General features: G+C 71.4%; 26 protein-coding genes. 11 read left to right on the forward strand and 15 right to left on the reverse strand.

Annotated elements, in window-relative coordinates; all coding sequences use genetic code 11:
- Nucleotides 1-13: 13 nt before the first annotated feature.
- Nucleotides 14-1285: an ATP-binding protein gene (locus tag ADL01_RS33055; protein WP_053745725.1), complete on the reverse strand. Its 1272-nt coding sequence runs from the start codon at nt 1283-1285 to the stop codon at nt 14-16.
- 154 nt (nt 1286-1439) lie between these two features.
- Complete coding sequence (locus ADL01_RS33060; RefSeq protein ID WP_053745752.1) at nt 1440-2117, reverse strand: response regulator transcription factor; 678 nt, start codon at nt 2115-2117, stop codon at nt 1440-1442.
- Nucleotides 2118-2454: 337 nt separating this feature from the next.
- Here ADL01_RS33060 and ADL01_RS33065 point away from each other — a divergent pair, with 337 nt between their 5' ends.
- Nucleotides 2455-3951 carry an oligopeptide:H+ symporter gene (locus ADL01_RS33065; RefSeq protein WP_053745726.1) on the forward strand — a complete coding sequence of 499 codons (1497 nt, stop codon included), beginning with the start codon at nt 2455-2457 and terminating at the stop codon, nt 3949-3951.
- A gap of 97 nt (nt 3952-4048) precedes the next feature.
- On the opposite strand, the gene ADL01_RS33070 is transcribed toward ADL01_RS33065, so the two are convergent.
- Both ADL01_RS33070 and ADL01_RS33075 read right to left on the reverse strand, forming a co-directional pair.
- Nucleotides 4049-4264, reverse strand: coding sequence for a DUF397 domain-containing protein (locus ADL01_RS33070; protein ID WP_053745727.1), 216 nt, complete (start codon nt 4262-4264; stop codon nt 4049-4051).
- A 5-nt stretch (nt 4265-4269) separates the two neighbouring features.
- Nucleotides 4270-5106: a helix-turn-helix domain-containing protein gene (locus ADL01_RS33075; protein ID WP_053745728.1), complete on the reverse strand. Its 837-nt coding sequence runs from the start codon at nt 5104-5106 to the stop codon at nt 4270-4272.
- 201 nt (nt 5107-5307) lie between these two features.
- Here ADL01_RS33075 and ADL01_RS44985 point away from each other — a divergent pair, with 201 nt between their 5' ends.
- The 3 genes from ADL01_RS44985 to ADL01_RS33080 are packed head-to-tail and all read left to right on the forward strand — an operon-like array spanning nt 5308 to nt 5830.
- The gene (locus ADL01_RS44985; RefSeq protein WP_159049708.1) at nt 5308-5475 is read left to right on the forward strand and encodes a hypothetical protein; all 168 of its coding nucleotides are present in this window, start codon (nt 5308-5310) and stop codon (nt 5473-5475) included.
- Nucleotides 5472-5636, forward strand: coding sequence for a hypothetical protein (locus ADL01_RS44990; protein WP_159049709.1), 165 nt, complete (start codon nt 5472-5474; stop codon nt 5634-5636). The genes ADL01_RS44985 and ADL01_RS44990 overlap by 4 nt, the downstream gene beginning before the upstream one ends.
- Nucleotides 5633-5830 (forward strand): hypothetical protein, encoded by a 198-nt coding sequence (locus ADL01_RS33080; protein ID WP_053745753.1) that lies wholly within the window; start codon nt 5633-5635, stop codon nt 5828-5830. Before ADL01_RS44990 ends, ADL01_RS33080 begins: the two co-directional genes overlap by 4 nt.
- A gap of 83 nt (nt 5831-5913) precedes the next feature.
- Here the strand turns inward: ADL01_RS33080 and ADL01_RS33085 are convergent, their stop codons facing one another.
- The 6 genes from ADL01_RS33085 to ADL01_RS33110 form a co-directional block, all read right to left on the reverse strand.
- Nucleotides 5914-7227 (reverse strand): hypothetical protein, encoded by a 1314-nt coding sequence (locus ADL01_RS33085; RefSeq protein WP_078960895.1) that lies wholly within the window; start codon nt 7225-7227, stop codon nt 5914-5916.
- Nucleotides 7224-8378: a hypothetical protein gene (locus ADL01_RS33090; protein WP_078960896.1), complete on the reverse strand. Its 1155-nt coding sequence runs from the start codon at nt 8376-8378 to the stop codon at nt 7224-7226. The genes ADL01_RS33085 and ADL01_RS33090 overlap by 4 nt, the downstream gene beginning before the upstream one ends.
- Nucleotides 8378-9091, reverse strand: a complete 714-nt coding sequence (locus tag ADL01_RS33095; protein ID WP_053745729.1) for a hypothetical protein — start codon at nt 9089-9091, stop codon at nt 8378-8380. Before ADL01_RS33095 ends, ADL01_RS33090 begins: the two co-directional genes overlap by 1 nt.
- Before the next feature lie 49 nt (nt 9092-9140).
- Complete coding sequence (locus ADL01_RS33100) at nt 9141-9884, reverse strand: LPXTG cell wall anchor domain-containing protein (protein ID WP_053745730.1); 744 nt, start codon at nt 9882-9884, stop codon at nt 9141-9143.
- Between the two features lie 173 nt (nt 9885-10057).
- Nucleotides 10058-10534 (reverse strand): ATP-binding protein, encoded by a 477-nt coding sequence (locus tag ADL01_RS33105; RefSeq protein ID WP_053745731.1) that lies wholly within the window; start codon nt 10532-10534, stop codon nt 10058-10060.
- Nucleotides 10535-10716: 182 nt separating this feature from the next.
- A complete protein-coding gene (locus ADL01_RS33110; protein WP_053745732.1) occupies nt 10717-11130 on the reverse strand; it encodes an STAS domain-containing protein in 414 nt (137 codons plus the stop codon).
- A 301-nt stretch (nt 11131-11431) separates the two neighbouring features.
- On the opposite strand from ADL01_RS33110, the gene ADL01_RS33115 reads away from it, so the two are divergent.
- Both ADL01_RS33115 and ADL01_RS33120 read left to right on the forward strand, forming a co-directional pair.
- Nucleotides 11432-12349 carry an RNA polymerase sigma factor SigF gene (locus ADL01_RS33115; RefSeq protein ID WP_053745733.1) on the forward strand — a complete coding sequence of 306 codons (918 nt, stop codon included), beginning with the start codon at nt 11432-11434 and terminating at the stop codon, nt 12347-12349.
- A gap of 179 nt (nt 12350-12528) precedes the next feature.
- A complete protein-coding gene (locus tag ADL01_RS33120) occupies nt 12529-14193 on the forward strand; it encodes a ricin-type beta-trefoil lectin domain protein (RefSeq protein ID WP_420719760.1) in 1665 nt (554 codons plus the stop codon).
- A gap of 16 nt (nt 14194-14209) precedes the next feature.
- On the opposite strand, the gene hutI is transcribed toward ADL01_RS33120, so the two are convergent.
- The 4 genes from hutI to hutU form a co-directional block, all read right to left on the reverse strand.
- On the reverse strand, nt 14210-15466 hold the full coding sequence (gene hutI / locus ADL01_RS33125; protein WP_053745734.1) for an imidazolonepropionase: 1257 nt from the start codon (nt 15464-15466) through the stop codon (nt 14210-14212).
- Nucleotides 15467-15516: 50 nt separating this feature from the next.
- Nucleotides 15517-16902, reverse strand: a complete 1386-nt coding sequence (locus tag ADL01_RS33130) for a formimidoylglutamate deiminase (RefSeq protein WP_053745735.1) — start codon at nt 16900-16902, stop codon at nt 15517-15519.
- Entirely contained in the window at nt 16899-18110 is a 1212-nt protein-coding gene (locus ADL01_RS33135) for an allantoate amidohydrolase (RefSeq protein ID WP_107091061.1), read from the reverse strand. The genes ADL01_RS33130 and ADL01_RS33135 overlap by 4 nt, the downstream gene beginning before the upstream one ends.
- Nucleotides 18111-18316: 206 nt before the next feature.
- Complete coding sequence (gene hutU, locus ADL01_RS33140) at nt 18317-19984, reverse strand: urocanate hydratase (RefSeq protein ID WP_053745736.1); 1668 nt, start codon at nt 19982-19984, stop codon at nt 18317-18319.
- A 202-nt stretch (nt 19985-20186) separates the two neighbouring features.
- Here hutU and ADL01_RS33145 point away from each other — a divergent pair, with 202 nt between their 5' ends.
- From ADL01_RS33145 to ADL01_RS33165, 5 genes are all read left to right on the forward strand, one after another.
- The gene (locus ADL01_RS33145; protein WP_053745737.1) at nt 20187-21608 is read left to right on the forward strand and encodes a diaminopimelate decarboxylase; all 1422 of its coding nucleotides are present in this window, start codon (nt 20187-20189) and stop codon (nt 21606-21608) included.
- A gap of 242 nt (nt 21609-21850) precedes the next feature.
- Nucleotides 21851-22273, forward strand: coding sequence for a hypothetical protein (locus ADL01_RS33150; RefSeq protein ID WP_053745738.1), 423 nt, complete (start codon nt 21851-21853; stop codon nt 22271-22273).
- Entirely contained in the window at nt 22270-23139 is an 870-nt protein-coding gene (locus ADL01_RS33155; RefSeq protein WP_063783615.1) for a hypothetical protein, read from the forward strand. Before ADL01_RS33150 ends, ADL01_RS33155 begins: the two co-directional genes overlap by 4 nt.
- 37 nt (nt 23140-23176) lie before the next feature.
- Nucleotides 23177-23716, forward strand: a complete 540-nt coding sequence (locus ADL01_RS33160) for a roadblock/LC7 domain-containing protein (RefSeq protein WP_053745739.1) — start codon at nt 23177-23179, stop codon at nt 23714-23716.
- A 26-nt stretch (nt 23717-23742) separates the two neighbouring features.
- Nucleotides 23743-24117 carry a hypothetical protein gene (locus ADL01_RS33165; RefSeq protein WP_053745740.1) on the forward strand — a complete coding sequence of 125 codons (375 nt, stop codon included), beginning with the start codon at nt 23743-23745 and terminating at the stop codon, nt 24115-24117.
- Between the two features lie 38 nt (nt 24118-24155).
- On the opposite strand, the gene ADL01_RS33170 is transcribed toward ADL01_RS33165, so the two are convergent.
- Nucleotides 24156-24749 (reverse strand): hypothetical protein, encoded by a 594-nt coding sequence (locus tag ADL01_RS33170; RefSeq protein ID WP_053745758.1) that lies wholly within the window; start codon nt 24747-24749, stop codon nt 24156-24158.
- Between the last annotated feature and the right edge of the window lie 74 nt (nt 24750-24823).

Here is a 24823-nt window from a genome sequence, read left to right on the forward strand (position 1 = left end):
CCGCCACCGCTCTCTACCGAACCGTCGGCTCCTCGTCGCCCTGCGGCTTCTTCAGCGGGTTTCGGGACAGGAACAGGCCGAAGACCGGCGGCTGCTGCTGGAGCAGCTCCAGCCGGCCCGCGTCGGCCTCCGCCAGGTCGCGGGCGACGGCGAGGCCGATACCCGTGGAGTTGCGGCCGCTGATCGCCCGCTCGAAGATCCGGGCACCGAGGTCGGCCGGGACGCCGGGGCCCTCGTCCGTGACCTCGATCACGGCCTGGTTGCCGATGACACGGGTGCGCAGCGCGACCGTGCCGCCGCCGTGCATGAGGGAGTTCTCGATCAGGGCGGCCAGCACCTGGGCGACCGCGCCCGGGGTGCCGACGGCCTGCAGATGCCGCTTGCCGGAGCTGACGATGGCCCGGCCCTCGCTGCGGTAGGCGGGGCGCCACTCGGCGAGCTGCTGCTGGATGACCTCGTCGAGGTCGAAGGAGACGGCGGAGCCGGTACGCGGGTCGCGCGCGTTGGTGAGGAGCCGCTCGACGACGTCCGTGAGCCGTTCGACCTGCGTGAGCGCGATCGTGGCCTCCTCCTTCACCGTGTCCGGGTCGTCGGTGAGGGTGATCTCCTCGAGACGCATGGACAGGGCGGTGAGCGGCGTACGCAGTTGGTGGGAGGCGTCGGCGGCCAGCCGGCGTTCGGCGGTGAGCATCCGGGCGATACGTTCCGCCGAGCCGTCCAGCACGTCCGCGACCCGGTCGAGCTCCGGGACGCCGTACCGCTTGTGCCGGGGGCGCGGGTCGCCCGAGCCGAGGCGTTCGGCGGTCTCGGCGAGGTCGGTGAGCGGCGAGGCGAGGCGGTTCGCCTGCCGTACGGCGAGCAGGACGGCGGCGATGACGGCGAGCAGCGCGACGGCGCCGATGATCAGCAGGGTGCGGCCGACCTCGCGGGTCACGGAGGAGCGGGGTTCCTCGACCCGGACGGTCTCGCCCTCCTCGCCGTCCTCCTCGGCGGAGATGACCTCACCGACGGGCTGCTCCCCGACCTCGATCGGCGCCCGGCCGGGGATGCGCACGACGGCGTACCGGTCGCCGGTGACGAGGCCGCCGAGGACCTTGGGGTTGATCTGCTCGTCGCCGAGGATGCGACTGTCCACGATGCTGGCCAGCCGCACCGCCTCGGAGTCCACCCGTTCCTGGGCGCTGCTGCTGATCGTCCGCGTCTCGACGATGACGAGCGACACACCGAACACGGCGATCACCACGAGCACCACGGCAAGGGTGGACTGAATAAGACGACGACGCACGGCCCCTCCGGGCGATGGGATGAAAACGACACGCGCCCTGGAGACAGCCCCGTCAGGGGCGCTTCCAGGGGCGCGGGGAACTGCGCGACCAGCCCCCACCGGCCGGGACGCCGAACACCCCGTACAACCCCCGGAGGGTTACGCGCGTAGTCGACTAACTCTTCTCGAACCGAAAACCGACACCCCGGACAGTCGCGATGTACCGAGGGTTGGCCGCGTCATCACCCAACTTCTTCCGCAGCCACGAAATGTGCATGTCGAGCGTCTTGGTCGACGACCACCACGTCGTGTCCCAGACCTCCCGCATCAGCTGGTCGCGGGTCACCACCCGCCCCGCGTCCCGCACCAGCACCCGCAGCAGGTCGAACTCCTTCGCCGTGAGCTGGAGTTCCTCGTCGCCCATCCACGCCCGGTGCGACTCGACGTCGATGCGCACGCCGTGCGTGGCGGGCGGCTGCTGCGGTTCGGCGGCGCCGCGCCGGAGCAGGGCCCGGACCCGGGCGAGCAGTTCGGCGAGCCGGAAGGGCTTGGTGACGTAGTCGTCGGCGCCCGCGTCGAGGCCGACGACGGTGTCCACCTCGTCGGCGCGCGCGGTCAGGATGAGGATCGGCACGGTCAGGCCCTCGGCGCGCAGCCGGCGGGCCACTTCGAGGCCGTCCATGCCGGGCAGTCCGAGGTCGAGCACGACCAGGTCGATACCGCCCTGGATACCTGCGTCGAGCGCGGTCGGTCCGTCCTCGCGCACCTCGACCTCGTAACCTTCCCTGCGCAGTGCGCGGGCCAGCGGCTCCGAGATGGACGCGTCGTCCTCGGCGAGCAGTACACGAGTCATGACCTGATGGTAAACCGCCCCGGACACCGCCTGTGGTGTGACCAGGCGTTCTTGATTCTTACCCTGGGACGCCAGGACGAGGGCACTCGGGACGGTGCGGATGGCAGTCGCCGTTCGCTGCCACCGAAACCTGTGCCTTTGCGACGAGATCCCCCCTCTTACCTTTGAACGAGTGCCTTAAAATTGCCCGTGACCTGTGATTCACGTCTCAAGTCCTTCCATTTGCGACTGTTACCTGTCGTATGGTGAAAGGACGCTCTTAACGGCACCCGGGGACCTTTGGCGAATTTTCTGCCGAAGGTCTTTTTTGTGCTTCCCGACCACCAAGGAACGACTCATGGCGTCCAGCCTGACGAAGGAATCCCTGACACCGGGCCCCCCCGGTTCCCCGCGGTCCTTCTTCGGCCACCCCCGTGGACTGGCCACTCTTTTCATGACCGAGATGTGGGAGAGGTTCTCCTACTACGGCATGCGGGCCCTGCTCCCGCTGTACCTGATCGCGCCGAGCGGCCTGCACCTCAGCGCGACGGCCGCGACCGCGATCGGTTCCGTGTACGTCTCGCTCGTGTACCTGCTCGCCCTGCCGGGCGGCTGGTTCGGCGACCGCGTCTGGGGTCCGCGCAGGACCGTCGCCGTGGCCGGCGGCATCATCATGCTCGGCCATCTGACGCTGGCCCTGCCGACGGCGGGCACCTTCTACGCGGGCCTCGGTCTCGTGGCGATCGGCTCGGGCCTGCTGAAGGCCAACATCTCCACCATGGTCGGCCACCTGTACCACGGCCCCGACGACCCGCGCCGCGACGGCGGCTTCACCGTCTTCTACATGGGCATCAACCTCGGCGCGTTCGCCGCGCCGCTGGTGATCGGCACGATCGGCGAGAAGGTCAACTGGCACCTCGGCTTCGCCCTCGCCGCGCTCGGCATGGCGCTCGGCCTCGCCCAGTTCCTGCTGGGCAGCCGGCACCTGGACGCGCGCTCCAGCGTCGTCCCGACGCCGCTGTCGGCCGCGGAGAAGTCCGCGACGCTGCGCAAGGCGGCGATCTGGGCGGCTGTAGCGGCCGTCTTCTACGCGCTCGTCGGGTTCTCGGGCCACTACACGCTCAACTGGGTGATGGTTCCGCTGATCCTGCTCGGCCTGATCGTCCCGGTGGTCGTGTTGACGCGGATCAAGCGCGACAACGACCTCAGCGCGTCCGAGCAGTCGTCGATGTCGGCGTACATCTGGTTCTTCGTCGCCGCGGCCGTCTTCTGGATGATCTACGACCAGGGCGCCACGACCCTGTCGATCTTCGCCGACCAGAACGCCGAGAACACCGTCCTCGGCTGGGAGTTCCCGGTCTCCTGGTACCAGTCGGTGAACCCGGTGCTGATCATGGCGCTGGCCCCGGTCTTCGCCTGGTTCTGGCTGGCGCTGAACCGGCGCGGCAAGGAACCGACCACGATCGTGAAGTTCGCGTCGGGCCTGGTCCTGATCGGCGTCTCGTTCTTCCTCTTCCTGGCTCCGCTGTCGATCGCCGGGGACGGTCACAAGGCGGCGGCGATGTGGATCGTGGCGATCTACTTCGTCCAGACGGTCGGCGAACTGACCCTCTCGCCGGTCGGACTGTCGGTCACGACCAAGATGGCCCCGGCGAAGTACGCCTCCCAGATGATGGGCGTCTGGTTCCTGGCGGTCACGGCGGGCGACGCGACGACGGGGCTGCTCTCCGTCGCGGGCGTCAACCTCGACCGGATGGGCGTGGTGGCCCTGGAAGCGGTGCTCGCGACGGTCGCGGGTGCGGCGGTGTGGGCGTACCGGGGCAAGGTGAAGGCCCTGATGGGAAGCGTCAACTGACGTCTGCCGTACGCCGGTCGAGCGGTCCGTCGGGCTCACCCCGGCTCGACGGGGCGCGCGGCCACCCCCTAGGGCCACGTCGCTGCTCGTACGTCCGTCAGCAGGCCGGGAGTTCGTCTCGGCGGACGGCGGTGACGAAGGAGGACCAGGCGGCGGCCCGCAGGACGAGGGCGGGGGCGTTCGGGGTCTTGGAGTCGCGGACGGGAACGGCGGGCGCCCGGATGTGGGCGCAGACCTCTACGCACTCGCCGCCATCGGTGTTGCTGTAGCTGCTCTTGCGCCACGTGACCGCGCTCAGGTCCATGGATCGCATCGCGTCTATGGATCGCATCGCGCTCCCTCCAGCAACTCCTCGATGAACTTCCGCGACTCGGCGGGGGACAGCGCCCGGTCGCGCATCGCATCGTAGGCAGCCTGCAGACGCTCGATCTGGCCTCCGTCCTCGATGACTTCGCCGTGCAGGTCGTTCTCCGTGTAGGCCACGACGCGACTCTCCGCGAGCTGCAGGAACATCACGGTGCCGCTCATCAGACCGAACGGCCCCGCGCTGAACGGCAGTACCTGGACCGTCACGTTCGGACGCTCGGACATGGCCACGAGGTGCTCCATCTGCTCCACCCAGGCCGCCCGGTCACGCAGCATCAGCCGCAGCACCGCCTCGTACAGGATCGTGCGGAACCGCGGCGCGTCCTCGGCCACCAGCAGCACCCCGCGGTTGACGCGCGCCTCGACCTGCCGGGTCAGCGCGTCGCCCCGGTTGCCGCCCGCCGCGAGCACCTCGGTCGCGTACCCCCGCGTCTGCAGCACACCGGGGACGCTGCTCAGACCGAAGTGCCACAGGCTGAGCGCCTCCGCCTCGAACTCCATGTACGCGCGGTACTGCTCCTTGAACTCGCTCTTGTCCGCCAGCGCCAGTTCCCACAACGTCACCAGGAGCTTGCCCGTACCGAAGTACTGGTCGAGTGCCTGCACCACCTCGGCGCTGCCCAGCGTGTGGCCGTTCTCCATCTTGCCGAACAGCGAGAAGTCCCAGCCCACCCGCTCGCCCAGCTGCCGCAGGCTGTCCCCGTTCGCCTCCCGCAGCGCCTTCAGCTCCTCGGCGAACCGGGCACGCGGCTGCTGGCTGAGGCTCGTCACGGTGCGTCGTCGCGACATCTCGTTCCCCTCTTGCGGTAACTGTGGGTTGCTGGAGGACGTAGGGGAAATAAGCCCCGCCGAACGTGGGCATACGGCCCTGTCCACGACGTTTCCGCCCCACTGACCCGGCATGCTCGTCGGTACCTGAACACGCACAGTAATTCGGCGACCGCACGCAGCACAGGCATTCGCCGGAACCTCCACCCGAGGAGTGACCCCATGACGACGACCGCCCTCCCCCGCCTCCCCCGTCGCAACCCCACCCTCACCACCCTCACCGCCCGCGCCGCCCGCACCCCCTCGTGGAACCCGTCCGGCGCTTGGGCGGCGCCGACCCCCGAGGTTCTGCGCACGCTGGAGGCGGCGCTCTCACGGTGGTCGTCGTGACGACGGCCCCCGCCCGGGCGGAGGCGCCGCCCTGTGATGTGTGCGAGGCGCTGGCCGTCCAGCGGGACGCGGCGCGGGCGGCCGGCCGTACGGACGAAGCCGGCGACTGTGAGCGGGAGTTGAGGGAGCACGAAGGACACGGACGGGGGTGTGCGTCGTGACGGCGCGCCGGCCGGTCCGGCTCTCCCGCGCCGCCGAGGATTACCGTCCGCCCACGCCCACGGACGGCTGCGCGGCCTGTGGGGAACTCGCCGCCCACCGCGGCGCCGCGCAGGCCGCCTTCGACTACAGCGCTGTCAGCGACGCGAACGTACGGCTGAGGGCCCATCTGCTGGACGCCCACCGCAGCACGTGAGGGGCGAAGGACACCGCGGGACCCCGCTCGGGGGAAACGTTCCGGAGCGGGGTCCCGATGCCGTCGTTCGGCACGTCGGCGCGTCAGCGCATGCGCCGGCGCCCCGGCATGAACGTGAACACCGCCACGCCCGCCAGGATCACCGTTCCGGCCACCAGCCCCAGCGCCTTGAGGGCGCCGTCGTTCTCGGCGCCGGTGTTCGCGAGGCCGCCGCCGGTCGACGTACCGCCGGAGGTGGTGGTCGACGAGCCGCCGCCCGACGCTCCGCTCGCCTGTTCCTCCGTGTTCAGGGTCAGGGAGACCGCGGTCGGGGACGGCGTGCAGGTGGTCGTCGTACCGAGGGCCGACACCGTCAACACGCCTGGTGACAGGGTCGATTCACCGGTCGCGCCCGGCTTGTAGGTGCCCTTCATGTCGGAGATCGTCATCGCGTCGCCGGTCTTGATGGGCGCCGTGTTGGCCGGGCCCTCGACATGGACGGTGCCCTTGTCGGCGCCGCCGACGACGACCTCCATGGACGGCTTCACCGAGTTCGCCGGGAGGTCGGCGGGGCTGTTCATCACCGAGCCCCTGGTGTGGACAGTGAGGTCGTAACTACCGCCGTTCTTCTTGGCGTCGATCCGGATGGGGTTGGTCACGTGCTTCTCGCCGAGGGGCGTCTGGCACTTGTACGGGATTCGGACCTCCTTGCCCTGGAAGTCCGTTCGGCCGTCGTCGCTCGGCGTGGCCGTCGGTGTCGGTGTCGGTGTCGGGCGCGCGGTGTCCGTCGGGGTGGGCGTGGGGCTCGGGGGCGGGGTGTCCGTCGCCGTCGGGGTGGGTGTCGGTGTCTGCGAACCGCCGCCGCCCGCCGTCACCTTGATCGTCACCGACGCCTGGACCGGCTCCGTCGGCGCGCACTTCGTGTCCGTCCCGAAGGCGTTGATCGTGTACGCGTCCGGCGTGAGCGTCACGTCTCCCGCCGCCGTCAGTTTCACCTTGCCCTTCATGTCCGACAGGACCATCGCCCCGCCCTTGGGGATCGCCGGGTTCTGGCGCGGGCCCACCATCGCGATGTCGGCGCTCTGCGCACCGCCCGCCTTCAACACCCCGCTCGGCTGAACCGAGTTGGGCGGCAGGTCGATCAGGTCAGGGTTCTTCGACGCGGCCTGCGTGAACTTCCAGACCACGTCCACCTCGTCACCCACTTTCGCCGTCGCGGGCGCGCTGATCTGTACCTTGGTCGTGCCGTTGACAGGCTCCAGGCCGGAGGCCGCCGGGGGCACGCACTTGGTCGCGTACGACACCTCGGCCGCCTGGGCGGGCCCCGCCGCGGCCAGACCCAGCAGGACACCGCCCGCTCCGCCGATCAGCAACAGGGCCCCTGCCGCACTCCCGCTCCGTCTCCGTTGCGTTCTCACGTGTTCCCCTTCGTCTTCGTCGTGTTGGTCGCCGGAGTGCCCGCGCCCGTATCCGGGGGTCCCGGATCCGGATCCGGATCGGCATCCGTGACGGTGACCGTGGTCGTGGTCGCGGTCGTGGTCGTGCCCGGGGCGGCGTCCGGGGTGAACCACGGCAGGGTCGCGGAAGCGGTCGCCGGCGGGGGCTGGTCGCGGTTCTCCCGGGCGCCGAACCTGGGCATGCGCAGCGTCAGTTCGGGTATCCGCAGCGCCCTGCCACGAGGCGCCCCCGACGGCTGGGCGCCCGGTCCGCGGGGCCGTGTCCGGTCCACCACCGCCATGCCGACGCGGAACACCGCCGCCGGTACGACGATCCCGGCCAGCACCCAGAACAGGGTCACGCCCCACGGCCGGCCCACGCCCCACGGCTGCTCCACGAGCACCTTGCCGCCGTACCTGACCGAGACCGTGTAGTCGCCGTGCGCGCCGCCCGCCAGGGCGACCGGCAGGTCGACGCGTGCCTTCGCGCCCGGCCGGATCGAGCCGCGCCACTGCTGCTCCTCCCACTGCGGGGCGAACACCCCGTGGGCGGTGCCGATCTGGAACACGGGGTCCTTGACGGTGGCCAACCCGAGGTTCCCGACGGTGATCGCGAGGGTCCGTGTGGGCGGCGCCCCGAACCAGGTCAGCACCCCGCTCGAACCGTGGAGCCGCGGGTCCGTGAGGACCGAGAGACGGCCCGCCCCGACCTGCCTGGGCAGGGGCTCGACCGCGTGGCCCGCCACCATGAACACCGCATCGGCGGCCGCCTGCGAGGCTCCCGTCACCGTCGCCACATGCACCACACAGGGACACGGCACCGGCGGGCCGACCACCGGCAGGCTCTTGCTGAAGCCACCGTTCGTGTCCGTGGTGACGGCTCTCGCATCCGCGTTGGCACAGGAGTTGGTGCCGCCGATCACTCCCCGGGACGGCTCGGCCCTGCCGCAGATCAGCATCATCAGCAGCACCTTCGGCTGCCATCCGGCCCCCGTCACGACGACCGAACCGCCGGTCCCCGCCTCGGACGCGGACACCTTGACGGTCGGCGCACCGGCCGCCGCCACCGCCCCGACGGGCAGCGTCAGGAGGGCGATCACCAGCGCCACGACCAGTGCAGGAATCCGCCGCATCACGTCATCGCCCCCGTCAGCCTGCCCGTCTCCGTCGCCAGTTCCGCGCGCTCGCACGGCGGTTCATCGCGCGTACGGCGCCTCAGCCGTCGTACGCCCCCGAGGGCCCCGCCCGCCCACAGCACCACCCCGCCCCACGGCAGGAACCGCACCGACGCGCCCGCCTCGTCACGTACCGTCCCGTCCGCCGCCGGGACCGTCAGAGCGTGGACGGCGAGCGTCGGGGCCAGGCCGGTGGTTCCGCGGTTGACCAGCTCGTACGCGATGCGGTCACCGCGTACCGTCACGTGCTCGGCGGTCAGCGCCGGCAGCCGGGGTCCCCCGCCCCGGACGCGTACCGTCCCGGTGCGGCCCGAGGCGCGGGCGCTGATCGTGGCGGTGCGGGCGCCGGGAGGCGTGCCGTCGGGGACACGTACCGTGCAGGGCAGGTCGGCGCGGGTGCGGGCGGGGGCGTCGATCCCTGGGGCGGCCCGGGTGAGCCAACTGCTGTCGGTCACGCGCACGTTGAGGTGCCGGGTCGTCGGTTTGCGGACGGGCAGCGTGTCCTGGACAACCGTCCCCGGGGTGCCCGCCGCGGAGAAGTACGGCCTGCCGGTGCCCAGGGGCGCGACGGACCAGCCCTCGTCCGCCGTGGCCGGTAGCGCGACCAGGCCGGCGAGGCTGAGAAGGCAGGGGCTGGGGCAAAGGCAGGGGCTGGGGCTGAGTGCGCGCATCGGCGGCTCCCGGATGTCGTACGGGTCTCGTACCGGGCTCGTACGGTCCTCAGCGGCGGGCCGTCGGCTGCCGTCGTAGCGCCCCCGGCCGGCCTCCCGGCTGGTTCCTTCGCGTCAGCCACAGCGCGCCCGCCGCGCCCGCGAGCAGCACCGTGCCGCCGAGCGTGCCCAGCGCGATCACGGAGTCCTCGGGGCCGGTCCGCGGAAGGTCGGGGGCGGGATCCTTGCCGCCGCTGCCGCCGGTGTCACCGCCGCCCGGGGCGCCCGTGACGTCGAGCGTCAGGGACGGCTTCGGGTTGTTGGTGGGCGTGCACGTGGTGGTCGTACCGGCGGCCTTGATCGTCAGTACACCGGCGGTGAAGGTGACCTTGCCGTTCTTGGACGGCTTGTACGTACCGCTCAAGTCATTGATCTTTATGGGGGTGTTGGCGGGGAGCGCGGCCTCGTTCGCGGGCCCGCTGACATTGATCGTGCCGCTGTCCGCGCCGCCTACTTTGATCGTGGCGCTCGGGCTCATCGCGCCCTTGCCCAACTCCACCGGGCTGGACGAGACACCCTTCTGCCAGGACATGGTGACCTGGTAGGAGCCGCCGCTCTCCACCGCCTTGATGTCGATGGACGAGAGGGCGCTCTTGACGCCGATCGGCGTGTCGCACCGGTAGTTGACGTCCACGATCGCGGCCCGGGCCGCGGGGGCCGCCATCAGCACCGCCGATCCGGCCAGGGCCGCGACGGAGGCCAGCGCGGCGCTTCGCTTCGGGTGCGTTCGGCGGCATGTCCGGTGGTACGACATCGTCGTCCCCCATTCCTGACGGTCCTGGGCGGCATTTCTGACGGCACATCAGATCGCGGATCGGCCGTCAAGGTACGCCCGAGGACCAGCAGTTGGAAGACACAGCACACACCGGATCGGCGCGATCCCGCCGGGATACCGGCGGTGGTTCCGCGCCACGACGGAGGGAACCGCTACGCCGGAGCGCCCAGCTCCGCCCACACCCTCTTGCCCGCGACGCCGGGGATCCGTACGACGCCCCAGTCCAGGCACAGCCGCTGCACGATGAACATGCCGTGGCCGCCGGGGCGCCCGGCCCGGTGCGGAGTGCGCGGGGCGGGCTGGCCCGTACCCCGGTCCGAGACCTCGACGCGGATCACCTTGTTGTCGCAGGTGATCCACATCTCGTCCGGGCCCTCGGCGTGCAGGCAGGCGTTGGTGACGAGTTCGGAGACGACGAGCAGTACATCCTCGGCGGCCGCCCGCTGGTCGGCGGTGTCGGCGGGCAGCCAGCCCCAGGCGTACAGCGCCTGCCGGGCGAAGTCGCGGGCGAGCGGAACGACGCCGCTCTCGCCGTCGAAACTCAGGCTGCGGGTCTGCCGACCCCCGGAAGCGCCGCTGGACTCGGCGGACTCCGGGGAGCCCGGCGAGTCGGGTCGGGTGGTGCTCATCAGCGCTTCACCTCACCGATTCACCAGTTCACGTACACGGTCGTCATTCAACACTGCTCCCCACGCACGTCCTTGTGTGCGTATTACAGGATGTCTCCTGCCCGGCGGAACCGACACAACACCCCCAAAAAGAGCGCGCTCAACAGCCCGGTCGGCCGACCGAGGAGACTCGGCCGGGAAAACTAGGACGATTCAGGAGACCCTGCGGACCCAGCGGCTTTGGGCGGGTCGTCGGCCAAGGCGTCCGCGAGGGAGTCGTGCACGGTGAAAACGGCGTCCGCACCCGTGATCTCGAACACCCGCGCGACCACCGGCTGCATTCCGGCGAGATGCACCCCGCCGCCCGCCGCTTCCGCCTTCAGCCGGGCACCGAGCAGCACGTTGAGGCCGGTGGAGTCACAGAACTCCAGGCGCGTGCAGTCGATGACCAGCCGCGCGAGCCCCTTCGCGAGGCAGGCCTCGAGCGGTTCACGCAACAGGTCGGCGGTGTGGTGATCCAGCTCACCCGCCGGCGTCACGACGGCGCTGTTGCCCTCGTTCCGCACCTCGACCAGAAGCCGGCCCGACTGTGCGCTGCCGACCGTCCCGCGATCCATGCCGTCTCTCTCCCGAGGTCGTGGCTGCAATTTCCGGCACCCGCAGGCACCCAACTGACGTCCACGAACACTACGCCTTCCTCACACTCTCCGACACCTGAACTAACACCCATATATGGACATAACGGAGGTGAACGCACTTGCGGCGGGCTCGTGAGAACGGGTAGGGCTAGTAGGGAGCCAGTTCCCGTCAGCGAGCCGGCCCGATCTACGCACCCGACACGGCCGGCATTGGAGGCGCCGCACACCGCACGCACACCCCGGCTTCGGCAGCCTCATGCCGAGAACCATGGAGGACCCCATGTCACCCCGGCTCGACGCATCGCATACCCAGACGGCGCCGTCGACACCCCCTCCGGAACACACGGACTCCCCGCTGCACCAGCATGTCCCGGGCCCCCGCGTTCCAGACCCCTTGGAAGGGCTCCCCGAGATCCCGCCGTACGACGAGGTGGGGGCGGTCGACGCCCGGGCCCTGTCGAAGACCCTCTTCGCGCGCCTCGAGTCACTCGAAGAAGGCACGCACGAGCACGCTTACGTCCGCAACACCCTCGTCGAGCTCAACCTCGCGCTGGTCAAGTTCGCCGCCTCCCGCTTCCGTTCGCGCAGCGAACCCATGGAGGACATCATCCAGGTCGGCACCATCGGCCTGATCAAGGCGATCGACCGCTTCGAACTGAGCCGTGGCGTCGAGTTCCCGACCTTCGCCATGCCAACCATCGTCGGCGAGATCAAACGCTTCTTCCGCGACACGTCGTGGTCCGTCCGGGTACCGCGCCGGCTCCAGGAGCTCCGGCTCGACCTGGCCCGAGCGGGCGACGAACTGGCCCAGCAGCTCGACCGCGCCCCCACCGTGGGCGAGCTGGCCGAACGTCTCGACCTCTCCAAGGACGAGGTCGTGGAGGGCATGGCGGCCTCGAACGCCTACACCGCCAGCTCACTTGACGCCCAGCCCGAGGAGGACGACTCCGAGGGCGCGCTCGCGGACCGCATCGGGTACGAGGACCACGGCATCGAAGGCATCGAGTACATCGAGTCGTTGAAGCCACTGATCGCCGAACTCGCGCCCCGGGACCGGCAGATCCTCGCCCTGCGGTTCGTCGCCAACCTGACCCAGTCGGAGATCGGCGAGGAGCTGGGCATCTCGCAGATGCATGTGTCACGACTGCTGTCGCGAACCCTGCAGCGACTGCGCAAGGGCCTGATGGTCGAGGGCTGACGCCCGAGAGGTGACGGCTGAGGCGTCCGGCAACGGCGTCCGTCCGGGAGGGGTTTCCGGTTACCTACGGAAACCCCTCCCCTCTCTTTTCCCAAAGGCCCCCTGCGTCACCGACACCGCCCTCACACTGGCCGGTACGTCAGAACGGGGACGGGCCGGGGGTGTGAGGAGGCGGACCGATGTCCCAGGGCACCGACCACAGCGGGGTGTACGACAACAGCGGCGTGTACGACGACAGCGAGATGTACGGGGCCTGCACCGACGCGCCCGACGCACACCTCACCGAGTTACTGCGCACCAACTCCCCCACCGCGTATCCGGCGTTGCGCGAACTCCGGGCCCGCCACCAGGCGTCCGTCCTCGCCTACGCCCGCCTGTGCGCGACGAGCGACGCCACGGCAGAGCAGTTGGCGGCCGAGGTGTTCACGGCGGCGGCCCGTGACGCGGCTCACGGCGCCGAGCCGAGCGTCCCGTGGCGCCACCAACTCCTGCTGCTGACGGCCGACCTGGCGGCCGGCTGGGCGGCGGACGAACGTGCGGCGGGCCTCGACCCGAGCCTGCTCCTCGTCCTGAACACACTCATGGCGGGGAGCGGAGTCGGCCGGATACCGGCCCCGCCCTTGCTGGGCCCGTTCCAGTCGCTGCCGTCCCGCGCGCAGGGCCTCATCTGGTACGGCATCGTGGAGCGCGAGTCCGAGGACCGGACCGCCACTCTCCTCGGCCTGACGCGCGAAGACGTGGCGCACGAACTGGACTCGGCACTCCAGGCCCTGGCCCAGGCCTGTCTGTGGTCTCGGCTGGTCGCCTCCCACGACCCGCGCTGCCAGGACTTCCGCCGACTGATCGAGCAGTCGGTGCGCCCCGTCAACCCCCGCCACAGCACGGACCTGAACTCCCACATGGTCATCTGCCCGCACTGCTCGGTGGCCTACCAGGAGCTCTCCGCCCTGCGCGACGGCCCGCGCACGGCACTGGGGGACGGCCTGCTGCCGTGGAGCGGCCCGGCGTACGTGCGGGACGCGCCGACGATCGCCCGTGCCAACGCCCACACTCTGAAGGCCAGTTGGCCGGAGGAACCGCCGGGGACACCGCCGCGGGCGTCGCGTCGGCGGTTCGTGCTGGCCTCGGCGGTGCTGGGCGTGACGCTCGTCCCGCTGCTGATCGTGCTGCTGTCGCCGGGCGACGGCGCACCGGGTCAGCGCTCCCCGGCTGGCTCCCGCCCGGCCACCTCTGCCCCGAGCCGCTCCAAGGGGACGGCCCCTTCGTCACCGACGGCAGCCGAGTCCCCGTCACCTTCCCCGTCCCCGTTCCCTTCCCCGTCGCCGACGTCACGGCCGCCGACCACTCGACCCCCGGCTCCGAAGCCGACCCGCACGGCCAAACCCCAGCCCAAACCGAAACCCACGCCCCCGCCCCCGCCCGTGTTCCGGGCGCCGGGAGCCTCGGCCGCCCAGGTGGTGAACGTCGCCTCGGGACGCTGCCTGGACATCCGGGGCGGTGTGCTGGAGAGGGGCACGGACGTCGTGACGGCGCCCTGCTCCGCCTCCTCCGCCACCCAACGCTGGCGTGTCGACGCCGGCTTGGCGCTGCTGCGCTCGGTCGCCGACAGCGACCTGTGCCTGGACAGCCGGGGTGATGTGGACAGGGGGGTCGGCATCTGGGAGTGCGCGTCGGTGAACGACGACGACAACGGCGACAACCTGCGCTTCACCGTGGACTCCGACGGTGTGATCCGCCCGGCGATCGCCATCGCGACGGGTCTCACTCCGGACGTCGACGGCGGCCTGAGCCTCGAACCGCTGACGGGCGGATCGGGGCAACGGTGGCGGGCGGGCGCCGCCTGAGACGTCGGCCGCCGGTTCAGACGACCCGCACGCCCCGCCGCCACACCCCGCTGACCAGCGGAACGCCCGGCCGGTAGGCCAGGTGTACGTGGCTCGGCGCGTCCAGGAGCGTCAGGTCGGCGTACGCCCCGGGCGTGAGGCGGCCGACGTCGGTGCGGCGCAGCGCTCGCGCGCCCCCGGCCGTGGCCGACCAGACCGCCTCGTCCGGGGTCATGCCCATGTCCCGTACCGCCAGGGCGACACAGAAGGGCACGGAGGAGGTGAAGGAGGACCCCGGGTTGCAGTCCGTGGAGAGCGCGACCGTGACGCCCGCGTCGAGAAGCCGGCGGGCGTCCGGCCACTGGGCGCGGGTGGAGAACTCGGCGCCGGGCAGCAGGGTCGCGACCGTACGGCTGTTCGCGAGGGCGTCCACGTCGGCGTCGGTGAGGTGCGTGCAGTGGTCGGCGCTGGCGGCGTCGAGCTCGACGGCCAGCTGTACGCCGGGGCCGTACGAGAGCTGGTTGGCGTGGACGCGCGGATGCAGCCCCTTCGCCTTCCCCGCCGTGAGGATCGCGCGCGCCTGGTCGCCGTCGAAGGCGCCCTTCTCGCAGAAGACGTCGACCCAACGGGCGTACGGGGCACAGGCGTCGAGCATCTCGCCGGTGACCAGGGCGACATAGGCGGCCGGATCGTCGGCGTAGTCCGGGGACACGATGTGGGCGCCGAGGTAGGTGACCTCGTCGGTGTGGGCAGCGGCGATACGCAGGGCGCGGGCCTCGTCCTCGACGGTCAGGCCGTACCCCGACTTGGTCTCGAAGGTCGTCGTGCCCTGGTGGAGTGCCTCGCGGAGGTAGCGGGTGAGATTCGCCTCCAGTTCCTCGTCCGTGGCGGCGCGGGTGGCGGCGACGGTCGTGCGGATGCCCCCGGCCGTGTAGCCGCGCCCGGACATGCGGGCGTTGAACTCCTGGGTGCGGTCGCCCGCGAAGACGAGGTGGGAGTGGGAGTCGACGAAGCCCGGCAGGACGGCCCGGCCACCGGCGTCGACCCGATTGTCAGTGGTGGGTGCTTTGCTTGATTCACCGGTCCAGACGACGCGGTCGCCCTCTATGACGACGGCCGCGTCCAGGACCAGTCCCAGGGGGGATCCGTCGCCTAGAGAGGGGTCGTTGGTGACCAGGCTGCCGATGTTCGTGATGACAGTCGTCGTGCCGGTGGTGGTGTCGGTCGTGCTGCCGATAGCGCTGTTCGTCCGGTTCGGGCTGCTCGGACTGCTCGGCGTGCTGGTGCTGTTCATGGCGTCCTCGTGGGTGGCGGGCGGCCTGCGGGCCGGGGTGCGTACGGGGGTCAGCCGCGCAGGGCTTCGACAGCGGCCGCAATCGCCTGCGGCACATCGGGTACGAGGGTGTGCGCCCCGTCGCGCACGACGTGCCGGCCGCCCACGACCGTATGACGCACATCCGCTGCCGACGCTCCGAATACCGCGGTCTCCGCTCCCAGTCGAGGCACCGGCCCCGCAGTTCTGACCGAGTCGAGCGCGATCGTCGTGAAGTCGGCGAGCGCACCCGCCTCAAGGGTGCCGGCGTCGTCCCAGCCGAGGGCCGCGTGGCCGTCGGCGGAGGCTGCCCGCAGCAGGGCCGCCGCGGTCCAGTGACCCCGGGTGCGGGTGCGCAGCCGCTCGTTCAGCTCCATGGCGCGCGCCTCTTCGAGCAGGTCGATGACGGCGTGGCTGTCGGAGCCGAGCGAGAGCGGTGAGCCCGCGCGCTGGAGGGCGACGGCGGGGCCGATGCCGTCGGCGAGGTCGCGTTCGGTGGTGGGGCACATACAGGTGCCGGTGCCGCTGCCGCCGAGGAGCGCGATGTCGTCGTCGGTGAGATGGGTGCTGTGGACGCCGGTGGTGCGGGGGCCGAGGACCCCGTGGTCGGCGAGGAGACGGGTGGGGGTGCGTCCGTGGGCGGCGAGGCAGGCGTCGTTCTCCGCCGTCTGCTCGGACAGGTGCACATGGAGGGGGGCGCGCCGTTCCTCGGCCCAGCGGGCCACGGTCGCCAGCTGGTCGGCGGGCACGGCCCGTACGGAGTGGATGGCGGCGCCGATCCGCGCGTGATCCCGGTCCTTGAGAACTGAACAGCGTTCCGCCCAGGCGTCCGCCGTGCCGTCGGAGAAGCGGAGCTGGTGACGGTTGGGGGCCTGGCCGAAGCCTGCGGAGAGGTAGGCGGTGTCGAGGAGGGTGACGCGGATCCCGGCGTCGGCGGCGGCCTCTACGAGGGCCTCGCCCATCGCGTTCGGATCGGCGTAGGGGGTGCCGTCCGGGGTGTGGTGGACGTAGTGGAACTCGCCGACCGCGGTGACACCGGCGAGGGCCATCTCGGCGTACACAGCGCGGGCGAGGGCGTGGTAGCTGTCCGGGGTCAGTTTGTCGGCGAAGGAGTACATGACCTCCCGCCAGGTCCAGAAAGTCCCGGAGCCGACCTGGACGGTGCCACGCAGGGCGCGGTGGAAGGCGTGGCTGTGGGCGTTGGCGAGGCCAGGCAGGGTGAGCCCGCGCAGGATCTCGGCGCCGGGGGGCGGGGCGTCGATCCCGGTCCGGACGGCGGCAATACGGCCGTCCTTGACGTCCAGGGCGACGCCCGGCTCGACGTTGGTGTCGAGCCAGGCGTGCTCCAGCCAGTAAGTGCGCTCCGCATGCGACTGCTGACGCGATTGCTGATGCGACTGCTGATGAGGGTGCGTCACGTGCAGGCCAGCCCTTCCAGTACGTCGGCGAGTGCGGTCACCCCGGCCACGCAGTCGTCCTCGGCGGCGTATTCCGCCGGGGAGTGCGAGACGCCCGTGGGGTTGCGCACGAACAGCATGGCGGTCGGGATGCTCCCGGAGAGAATCCCGGCGTCGTGTCCGGCACCGGTGCCGAGGACGGGGACGGTGAGAGCGGCGTCCTGTTCGTCCCGGCCCAGCAGTCGGGCGAGTTCGTCGCGCAGGGCGTGGTCGAACTCGACGACGGGGGTGAACGACTCCCGGACGACATCGAGATCGACGCCGTGCGCCTCGGCGTACTCGCGGGCCGCCTTCTCCACGCCGGAGACGACGGTGTCAAGGGCGTGCTGGTCGGCGGCGCGGGAGTCGAGCCAGCCGCGTACGAGGGAGGGGATGGCGTTGACCCCGTTGGGCTCGACGCTGATCTTCCCGAAGGTGGCGACAGCACCGGCGAGCTGCGCCTCGCGCCGGGCGGCGAGGACCGTCTCGGCGTACGACAGCATGGGGTCACGCCGGTCGACGAGCCGTGTTGTGCCGGCGTGGTTGGCCTCGCCCCGGAAGTCGAACCGCCACCGGCCGTGCGGCCAGATGGCACTGGCGATGCCGACGCGGTCGCCGCTCAGGTCGAGTGCCCGCCCCTGCTCGACGTGCAGCTCGACGAAGGCACCGATGCGGGCGAGCCGCTCGGGGTCCGGCCCGATGGCGTCCGGGTCGTACCCGGCGGCTTCCATGGCCCGCGGCAGGGTGACGCCGTCGGCGTCGGTCAGCAGCCGGGCCTGCTCGACGGTGACGGCACCGGCGGTGAGCCGCGACCCGACACAGGCCAGCCCGAACCGGGCGCCTTCCTCGTCCCCGAAGTTGACGATGGCCAGCGGCTTGGTGAACCGCACACCCCGGCCCCGGAGTTCGTCGAGGGCGGCAAAGGAGGAGACGACACCGAGGGGCCCGTCGAAAGCCCCGCCATCGGGCACGGAGTCAAGATGCGACCCGGTGACAACGGCGTCCCCGGCACCGGAATCCCCGAGCCAGGCCCACTGATTCCCGTTCCGGTCAACTTCGTAGACGAGCCCCCGCCTCTCGGCCTGCTCCTTGAACCAGGCCCGACACTCAAGATCAACCCCGGTCCAGGCGAACCGCCGATACCCGCGAGACTCAGAATGCCGCCCAATGGGCGCAAGCTCCCGCCACATCTCCTGAAAGGACCCACCGGTCGGCCCGCCGACCTGCGAGCCGCCCGGCCCACCAGGCTGTGGGCAGTCGTTCCGCAGGGCGATGGGGGTCCCCCCGCTCGAACGGAGTTGAGAGTGGGGGAGGGCGGGCACAGCCGAACCCGCAGCCGGAGACGAACCATCCGCCCCCACCGAAGCGTCGCCGTCCCGCCCGCCAGAAAGACCCCTCACGCGTCGTCGCCACCCTCACGCATAGGCACCCGCACGCCCCGCTCGTCCGCGACTGTCTCCGCGATGTCGTACCCCGCGTCCACGTGCCGGATGACACCCATCCCGGGGTCATTGGTCAGCACCCGGCGGATCTTCTCGCCCGCCAGCTTCGTGCCGTCGGCCACCGACACCTGCCCGGCGTGGATGGACCGCCCCATGCCGACACCGCCTCCGTGGTGGATGGAGACCCACGACGCCCCGGACGCCACGTTGACCATCGCGTTCAGCAGCGGCCAGTCGGCGATCGCGTCGGAGCCGTCGAGCATGGCCTCTGTCTCCCGGTAGGGGGAGGCGACGGACCCGCTGTCCAGGTGGTCGCGGCCGATGACCAGCGGCGCGGCCAGCTCTCCGCTCGCCACCATGTCGTTGAAGCGCTCGCCCGCCTTGTCCCGCTCGCCGTAGCCGAGCCAGCAGATCCGGGCCGGCAGCCCCTGGAAGTGGACGCGCTCCCCGGCCATCTTGATCCAGCGGTGCAGCGACTCGTTCTCCGGGAACAGCTCCAGCATCGCCTTGTCGGTCTTGGCGATGTCGGACGCCTCGCCCGACAGGGCCGCCCAGCGGAAGGGGCCCTTGCCCTCGCAGAAGAGGGGGCGGATGTACGCGGGCACGAAGCCGGGGAAGGCGAACGCCCGCTCATATCCGGCGAGTTGGGCCTCGCCCCGGATCGAGTTGCCGTAGTCGAAGACCTCGGCACCGGCGTCCATGAAGCCGACCATCGCCTCCACGTGCCGTGCCATCGACTCGCGCGCCCGGGTCGTGAAGCCGGCTGGGTCCTTCGCCGCGTAGGTCGCGAGGTCGTCGAAGTCGACGCCGACCGGCAGGTAGGACAGCGGGTCGTGGGCCGAGGTCTGGTCGGTGACGATGTCGATGGGGGCGCTCTCGGCGAGCATGCGGGGGAGCAGCTCGGCCGCGTTGCCCAGCAGGCCGATGGAGAGCGGACGGCGGGCGTCACGCGCCTCGACGGCGAGCTGGAGGGCGTGCTCCAGGGAGTCGGCCTTCACGTCGAGGTACCGGTGGTCGATGCGGCGCTCGATGGCGCGCGGGTCGACGTCGATACAGATCGCGACGCCGTCGTTCATCGTCACGGCGAGCGGCTGGGCGCCGCCCATCCCGCCGAGGCCCGCGGTGAGGGTGATCGTCCCGGCGAGGGTGCCGCCGAACCTCTTGGCGGCGACGGCGGCGAACGTCTCGTAGGTGCCCTGCAGGATGCCCTGGGTGCCGATGTAGATCCACGACCCGGCCGTCATCTGCCCGTACATGGTCAGGCCGAGGGCCTCCAGGCGGCGGAACTCCTCCCAGTTGGCCCAGTCGCCGACCAGGTTGGAATTGGCGATGAGTACGCGCGGGGCCCACTCGTGGGTCTGCATGACACCGACGGGGCGGCCCGACTGGACGAGCATCGTCTCGTCCTGCTTGAGGGTGCGCAGGGTGCGGATCATGGCGTCGTAGGAGCGCCAGTCACGCGCCGCCTTGCCGGTGCCGCCGTAGACGACGAGCTTGTCGGGGTGTTCGGCGACCTCGGGGTCCAGGTTGTTCTGCAGCATCCGCAGGGCAGCCTCTTGCTGCCATCCCAGGGCACTCAGTTCCGTACCGCGCGGGGCTCGTACGGGGCGGGGTCCTGACATGGTCTGCCTCCCAGCGGACTATTGCAGTAGATATTCACATCCTGACTTCCTGAATAGAACTAGTCAATACCTTCTCGCGCCATCCTGCGCACGCCGCGAATGTTTGGCTTGCCCCATAGACCCGGACATCGCCCCAGACACCGACCCGCACATCGGCACAGCCGCCAGCACAGCTACAGCCACAGACGCCACGGGGGACGTAATGGAAAATAACCGCTCCACTCGCACAGGCCGCCGGGACGACGCCGTACGCGCCGCCGTCGAACAGGGACTGCTCCACGCCGGCGCACCCATCGTCGGGCTGCTCGACGTCACCGGCATCCGCGAGTCCGCCGCCGAGCTGCGCGCCGCCTTCGAGGCGGTCGCGGCACCCGGCACGCCGGTGCTGCACGCCTTCGCGGTGAAGGCGACCCCTCTGGTGCCCGTGCTGCGGCTCCTGCTCGAGGAGGGAATCGGGGCCGAGGTGGCGAGCCCGGGGGAACTGGCGCTGGCGCGGGCGGCGGGCGTGCCGCCGACCCGGACGGTGCTCGACTCGCCCGCCAAGACACCCGCCGAACTGCGCGAGGCGCTGGCGCTGGGCATCGCCGTGAACGCCGACAATCCGCAGGAGCTGGACCGGATCGACGCCCTGATGAGGTCGGCGACCAGCCGGTCCCCGATCGGCATCCGGGTGAATCCGCAGATCGGCGGCGGGTCGATCGGGGCAACGTCCACCGCCACCGCGACCTCGAAGTTCGGGGTCGCACTGCTGGACGAGGGGGCGCGCGAGTGGATCGTGGGGGCGTACGCCGGGCGCCCGTGGCTGACCAGGCTGCACGCGCACACGGGGTCGCAGGGCATCCCGCTGTCACTGATGGTGCGGGGCGTGGCGGAGACGTACGCGCTCGCCGAGGAGATCAACCGGCGGGTCGGGCGGCGGCAGATCGACACGGTCGACATCGGCGGCGGCCTGCCGGTCGACTTCACGTCGGACACGACGACTCCGACGTACGCGCAGTACGCGCGGCTGCTGGTCGAGGCGGTGCCGGGGCTGTTCGACGGGCGGTACGGGCTGGTGACCGAATTCGGGCGGTCGCTGCTGGCCAAGCACGGGACGGTGGTGGCGCGGGTCGAGTACGCGAAGAGCGCCGGCGGGCGGCCGGTCGCGGTCACACACGCGGGCGTGCAGGTCGCGACCCGGACGGTGTACGCACCGGGGTCGTGGCCGCTCAGGATCGCCGCGTACGACGGGAAGGGGCGCCCCAAGTCCGGTGCGGACGTGGTGCAGGACGTGGCCGGGCCCGCCTGTTTCTCGGGGGACCTGCTCGCCGAGGGGCGCGCGCTGCCGCTGCTCGAACAGGGCGACTACGCGGCGGCGCTGGACACGGGCGCGTACTACTTCGCGCACCACTACGCGTACAACTCCCTTGCCCGGCCAGGGATCTACGGCTTCGTGCCGGACGGGAGCGGTGACGGCCATGACGGCGGTGACAGTGGTGACGGCGGGGCCGGGGACGGGAGTGTCGCCTTCGCGGTCGTCCGGGAGCCGCAGACCGTCGACGAGATCGTGGCCGAATCCGGAGGGGCGCACTCCGCCGCGCTCACCACCCTCCCCACGACCGCCTCCCCCTTGCCACGCCCTTGACGGACTCCGGGGAACATGCAGGTCAACTGCCCTGAAAACAGGGTCAGTCGACCTACCTTAGTCATCCGGCGCATGTTCCACCGGAAAATGCCAGATCTCTCACTCCTCATGCACACGTTGCGTAGCGTCTGCGTCACTCATCCGAACGCCGAGTCGGCCGCACATCCGTCGGCCGAACTCCAGGCGGAGCGAGCGAACACCGGCCGGACAGACGCGAGCGGGACAGGCAGGAGGGGCCAAGGGTGCCCGGAATCGACGAGTGCTTACTGGAAGCCATGCGGCTGCCCGGTGCCCGGGGCGCCGCACTGGTGGACTGGACCAGCGGGCTGGCCCTGGGCACCGTCGGGGAATCCCCGGGCGGTGATCCGGAGACGATGGCGGCCGAGGCGGCCGAGCTGGCCCGGCTGGCCGCCGAGCACCGCGCGTTCGCCCCGGAGGACGACGACGAGAGCGCCGACGGCCTCACCGGCGGCCGGCCGGGCCAGGATCCTCCGGTCGAGGACCTGATCATCAGCAACCGCGACAGCTACCACGTCCTGCGGTTCGTCACGACGAGCTTCGACAGCAGTGTGTTCCTGCACCTGTGGCTGGCCCGCGCGGAGGGCAATCTCGCGCTGGCCCGCATCCGGCTCGGCGAGATGGCGGGACGGCTGGTGCTGGGATGACGACGCTGCACACGAATCTGACGACCCCGCCGCCGCGCCTGCCGGTGCGGGACAGGGCGGCGGCCCGCCAGCGGGCGTGGGGCGGGGTCTCGCCGATGCTCGCCCGGCTCGCCACCGAGCGGGCCACGGGCGTCCTGGTCCGCGAGCGCGGCTCGCTCTACCTCGCGGACGGCCAGGTCGTGCACGCGGAGAGCCCGGCCGTCCCGGGTCTCGACGTGCTGCTCACCGCGCGCGGCACGCTGGACGCGGAGGGCTGGCGGGACGCGGTCGGCGCGGCCGGCGAGCGGCACGGGGTCGGACGGTTCCTGGTGGAGAGCGGCCGGATCGGCGTGGGCGCCCTGGAGGTGTGCCACCTGGGGGCGCTGTACGACGCGGCGTACTTCGCCCTCGCGCCCAGCGGCACGCCGGGACACTTCCGGTACGGGGACACGCACTGGCTTGGCCCGGTGCGCCCGGTGCCGGTGGCGGCGGTGGAGCACGAGACGCTGCGCCGGCGCGCCCTGCTGCACCGCATCTGGCCCGACCCGGCCCCCGACAGCGCCCCGCTGCTGCGCTCCGGCAGCCCGGCCGCGCCGACGGTCCCCGCCCGCCAGCACGCCGTACTGGCCCTGGTGGACGGTGTCCGTACGGCGGCGGACATCGCCCTGGCACTGGCCCGCCCGACGTTCCACGCCCTGGTGGACATACGGCGCCTGGCAGCCGCGGGGGTCATAGCCCCGGCGGCCACCCCGGCGCCGCCCCCCGCCCCCGCCCCACCGCCCGCGTCCTCGGCTCCCCCGGCTCCCCCCGGGACGCTGCCGCCGTCGTTCGCCGACCCCAACATCACGCTGCTGAAGAGGCTCAGGGATGCGCTGGAGGCCCTTTGAACGGCAGCGCCCGCGTGCCGGGAGGAGACAACAATTCATGGCGGCCGAGGCCGAAGTCATGGACGAACTACGCCGGTTGCGGGCCCGAGTGCCGCAGCTCACCGGTGCGCTCGCGGCCAGCGTCGACGGTCTCGTCCTCGTCCAGGACACCCCCGGCGTCGAACCGGAGACGCTCGCGGCGCTCACCGCCACCGCGCTCAGTGTCGCCGTGCGGATGGCGGACGCGACCGGCCAGGGCGACTTCCGCGAGCTGCTGGTGCGCGGGGTCTACGGCTATGTGGCGACGTACGCGGCGGGCCGTACCGCCGTCCTGACGCTGCTCGCCCAGGACCGCGTCAACGTCGGCCGGCTGCACCTGGAGGGCCGCCGGGCCGGCCTGCGCATCGGCGAACTGGTGGACGCGGCGGCCGAGACCGAACAGGCACCAGCACCGGCACCCGCACCGGCCCTACCGGCCGCCGACACCACGCCCGCCCCCGCCCCCACAGTCGCACCCATGCCCACCCGAACCAGAACCCCGCGCGCGCCACGCACACCGACAACCACGCCCAACGCGCGTACCACCACAGATAGTTGAACCGGAAGCAGGAGAGGAACACCGTCATGGCCAACACCGAGACCGCGCTGAAAGAGGCGCTGACCTCCATCGAGGGCGCCACCGGAGTCGCACTCGTCGACTACACCAGCGGCATGGCCCTGGGCACGATGGGCGGCAGCAAGACGTTCGACCTGAACGTCGCGGCCGCCGGCAACACCGACGTCGTCCGCGCCAAGATGCGGACGATGGAGCACCTCGGTCTGAAGGGCGAGATCGAGGACATCCTGATCACGCTCTCCAGCCAGTACCACCTGATCCGGATGATGAAGGGGCGCGGCGGCAACGGCCTCTTCCTCTACCTGGTGCTCGACATCAACCGTTCCAACCTGGCGATGGCCCGCCACCAGCTGAAGCGGATCGAGGCGGACATCGAGGTCTGAGCCCGAGCGAGGAGGGAACGACGAGCTAGCGCCTGTCTCTAGACCCGTACGTCGCCGCGGCGGCGCGCCCCGCCCGGGGTCGCGTCGCCCGCGGCGATCCCGGTGACCCGGTAGGCCTTGACCGGCTTGCCGGCCGGGGCGCCGGAGCGGGGGCCGAGCCAGTCCACCCGTACCCACAGCAGTACGTCGTCGGCGCGTTCGCGGCGGCCCAGCCAGGCGGCCTTCAGCCGCAGCCCGGTACCGGCCCCGGCGAGCAGCATTCCGCCCGCCGCGGGCACCGCGAACGAACTGCCCAGCGCGGCGGCGAAGGCGAGCAGCAGCCACCAGCGGTGGCCCCGGCGCCAGTCGCGTACGGTCACCGCGCGGTCCCGGAGCACGTCGTACCGGCCGGCCCGGGCGGCACCGGCGGCGAGCGCGGTGTAGCGCCCGCGCCGCAGATACGCCACGCCCGCGCCCGCGACGACGAACAGGGCGGCGCCCGCCATGACGCCGATCCGGCGGCCGGTGAGGCCCGGCACCAGGAGGCCGACGCCGGCCGCGAACACTCCGCACCACCACAGGGGCGCCGCTCCGGCCCGTACGACCACGGCCACCCGAGCGAGGCCCTGCCTTTCGTGAACTCCGCGTGCCACGTCCGCCTCCCGGTTCGTCTCTCCCGGCACAGTCCTGTCGGAGCGGGAGATTAGCGAGCGAACGTGAGACGAAT

Source organism: Streptomyces sp. NRRL WC-3618, assembly GCF_001280005.1.
GTDB lineage: Bacteria > Actinomycetota > Actinomycetes > Streptomycetales > Streptomycetaceae > Streptomyces.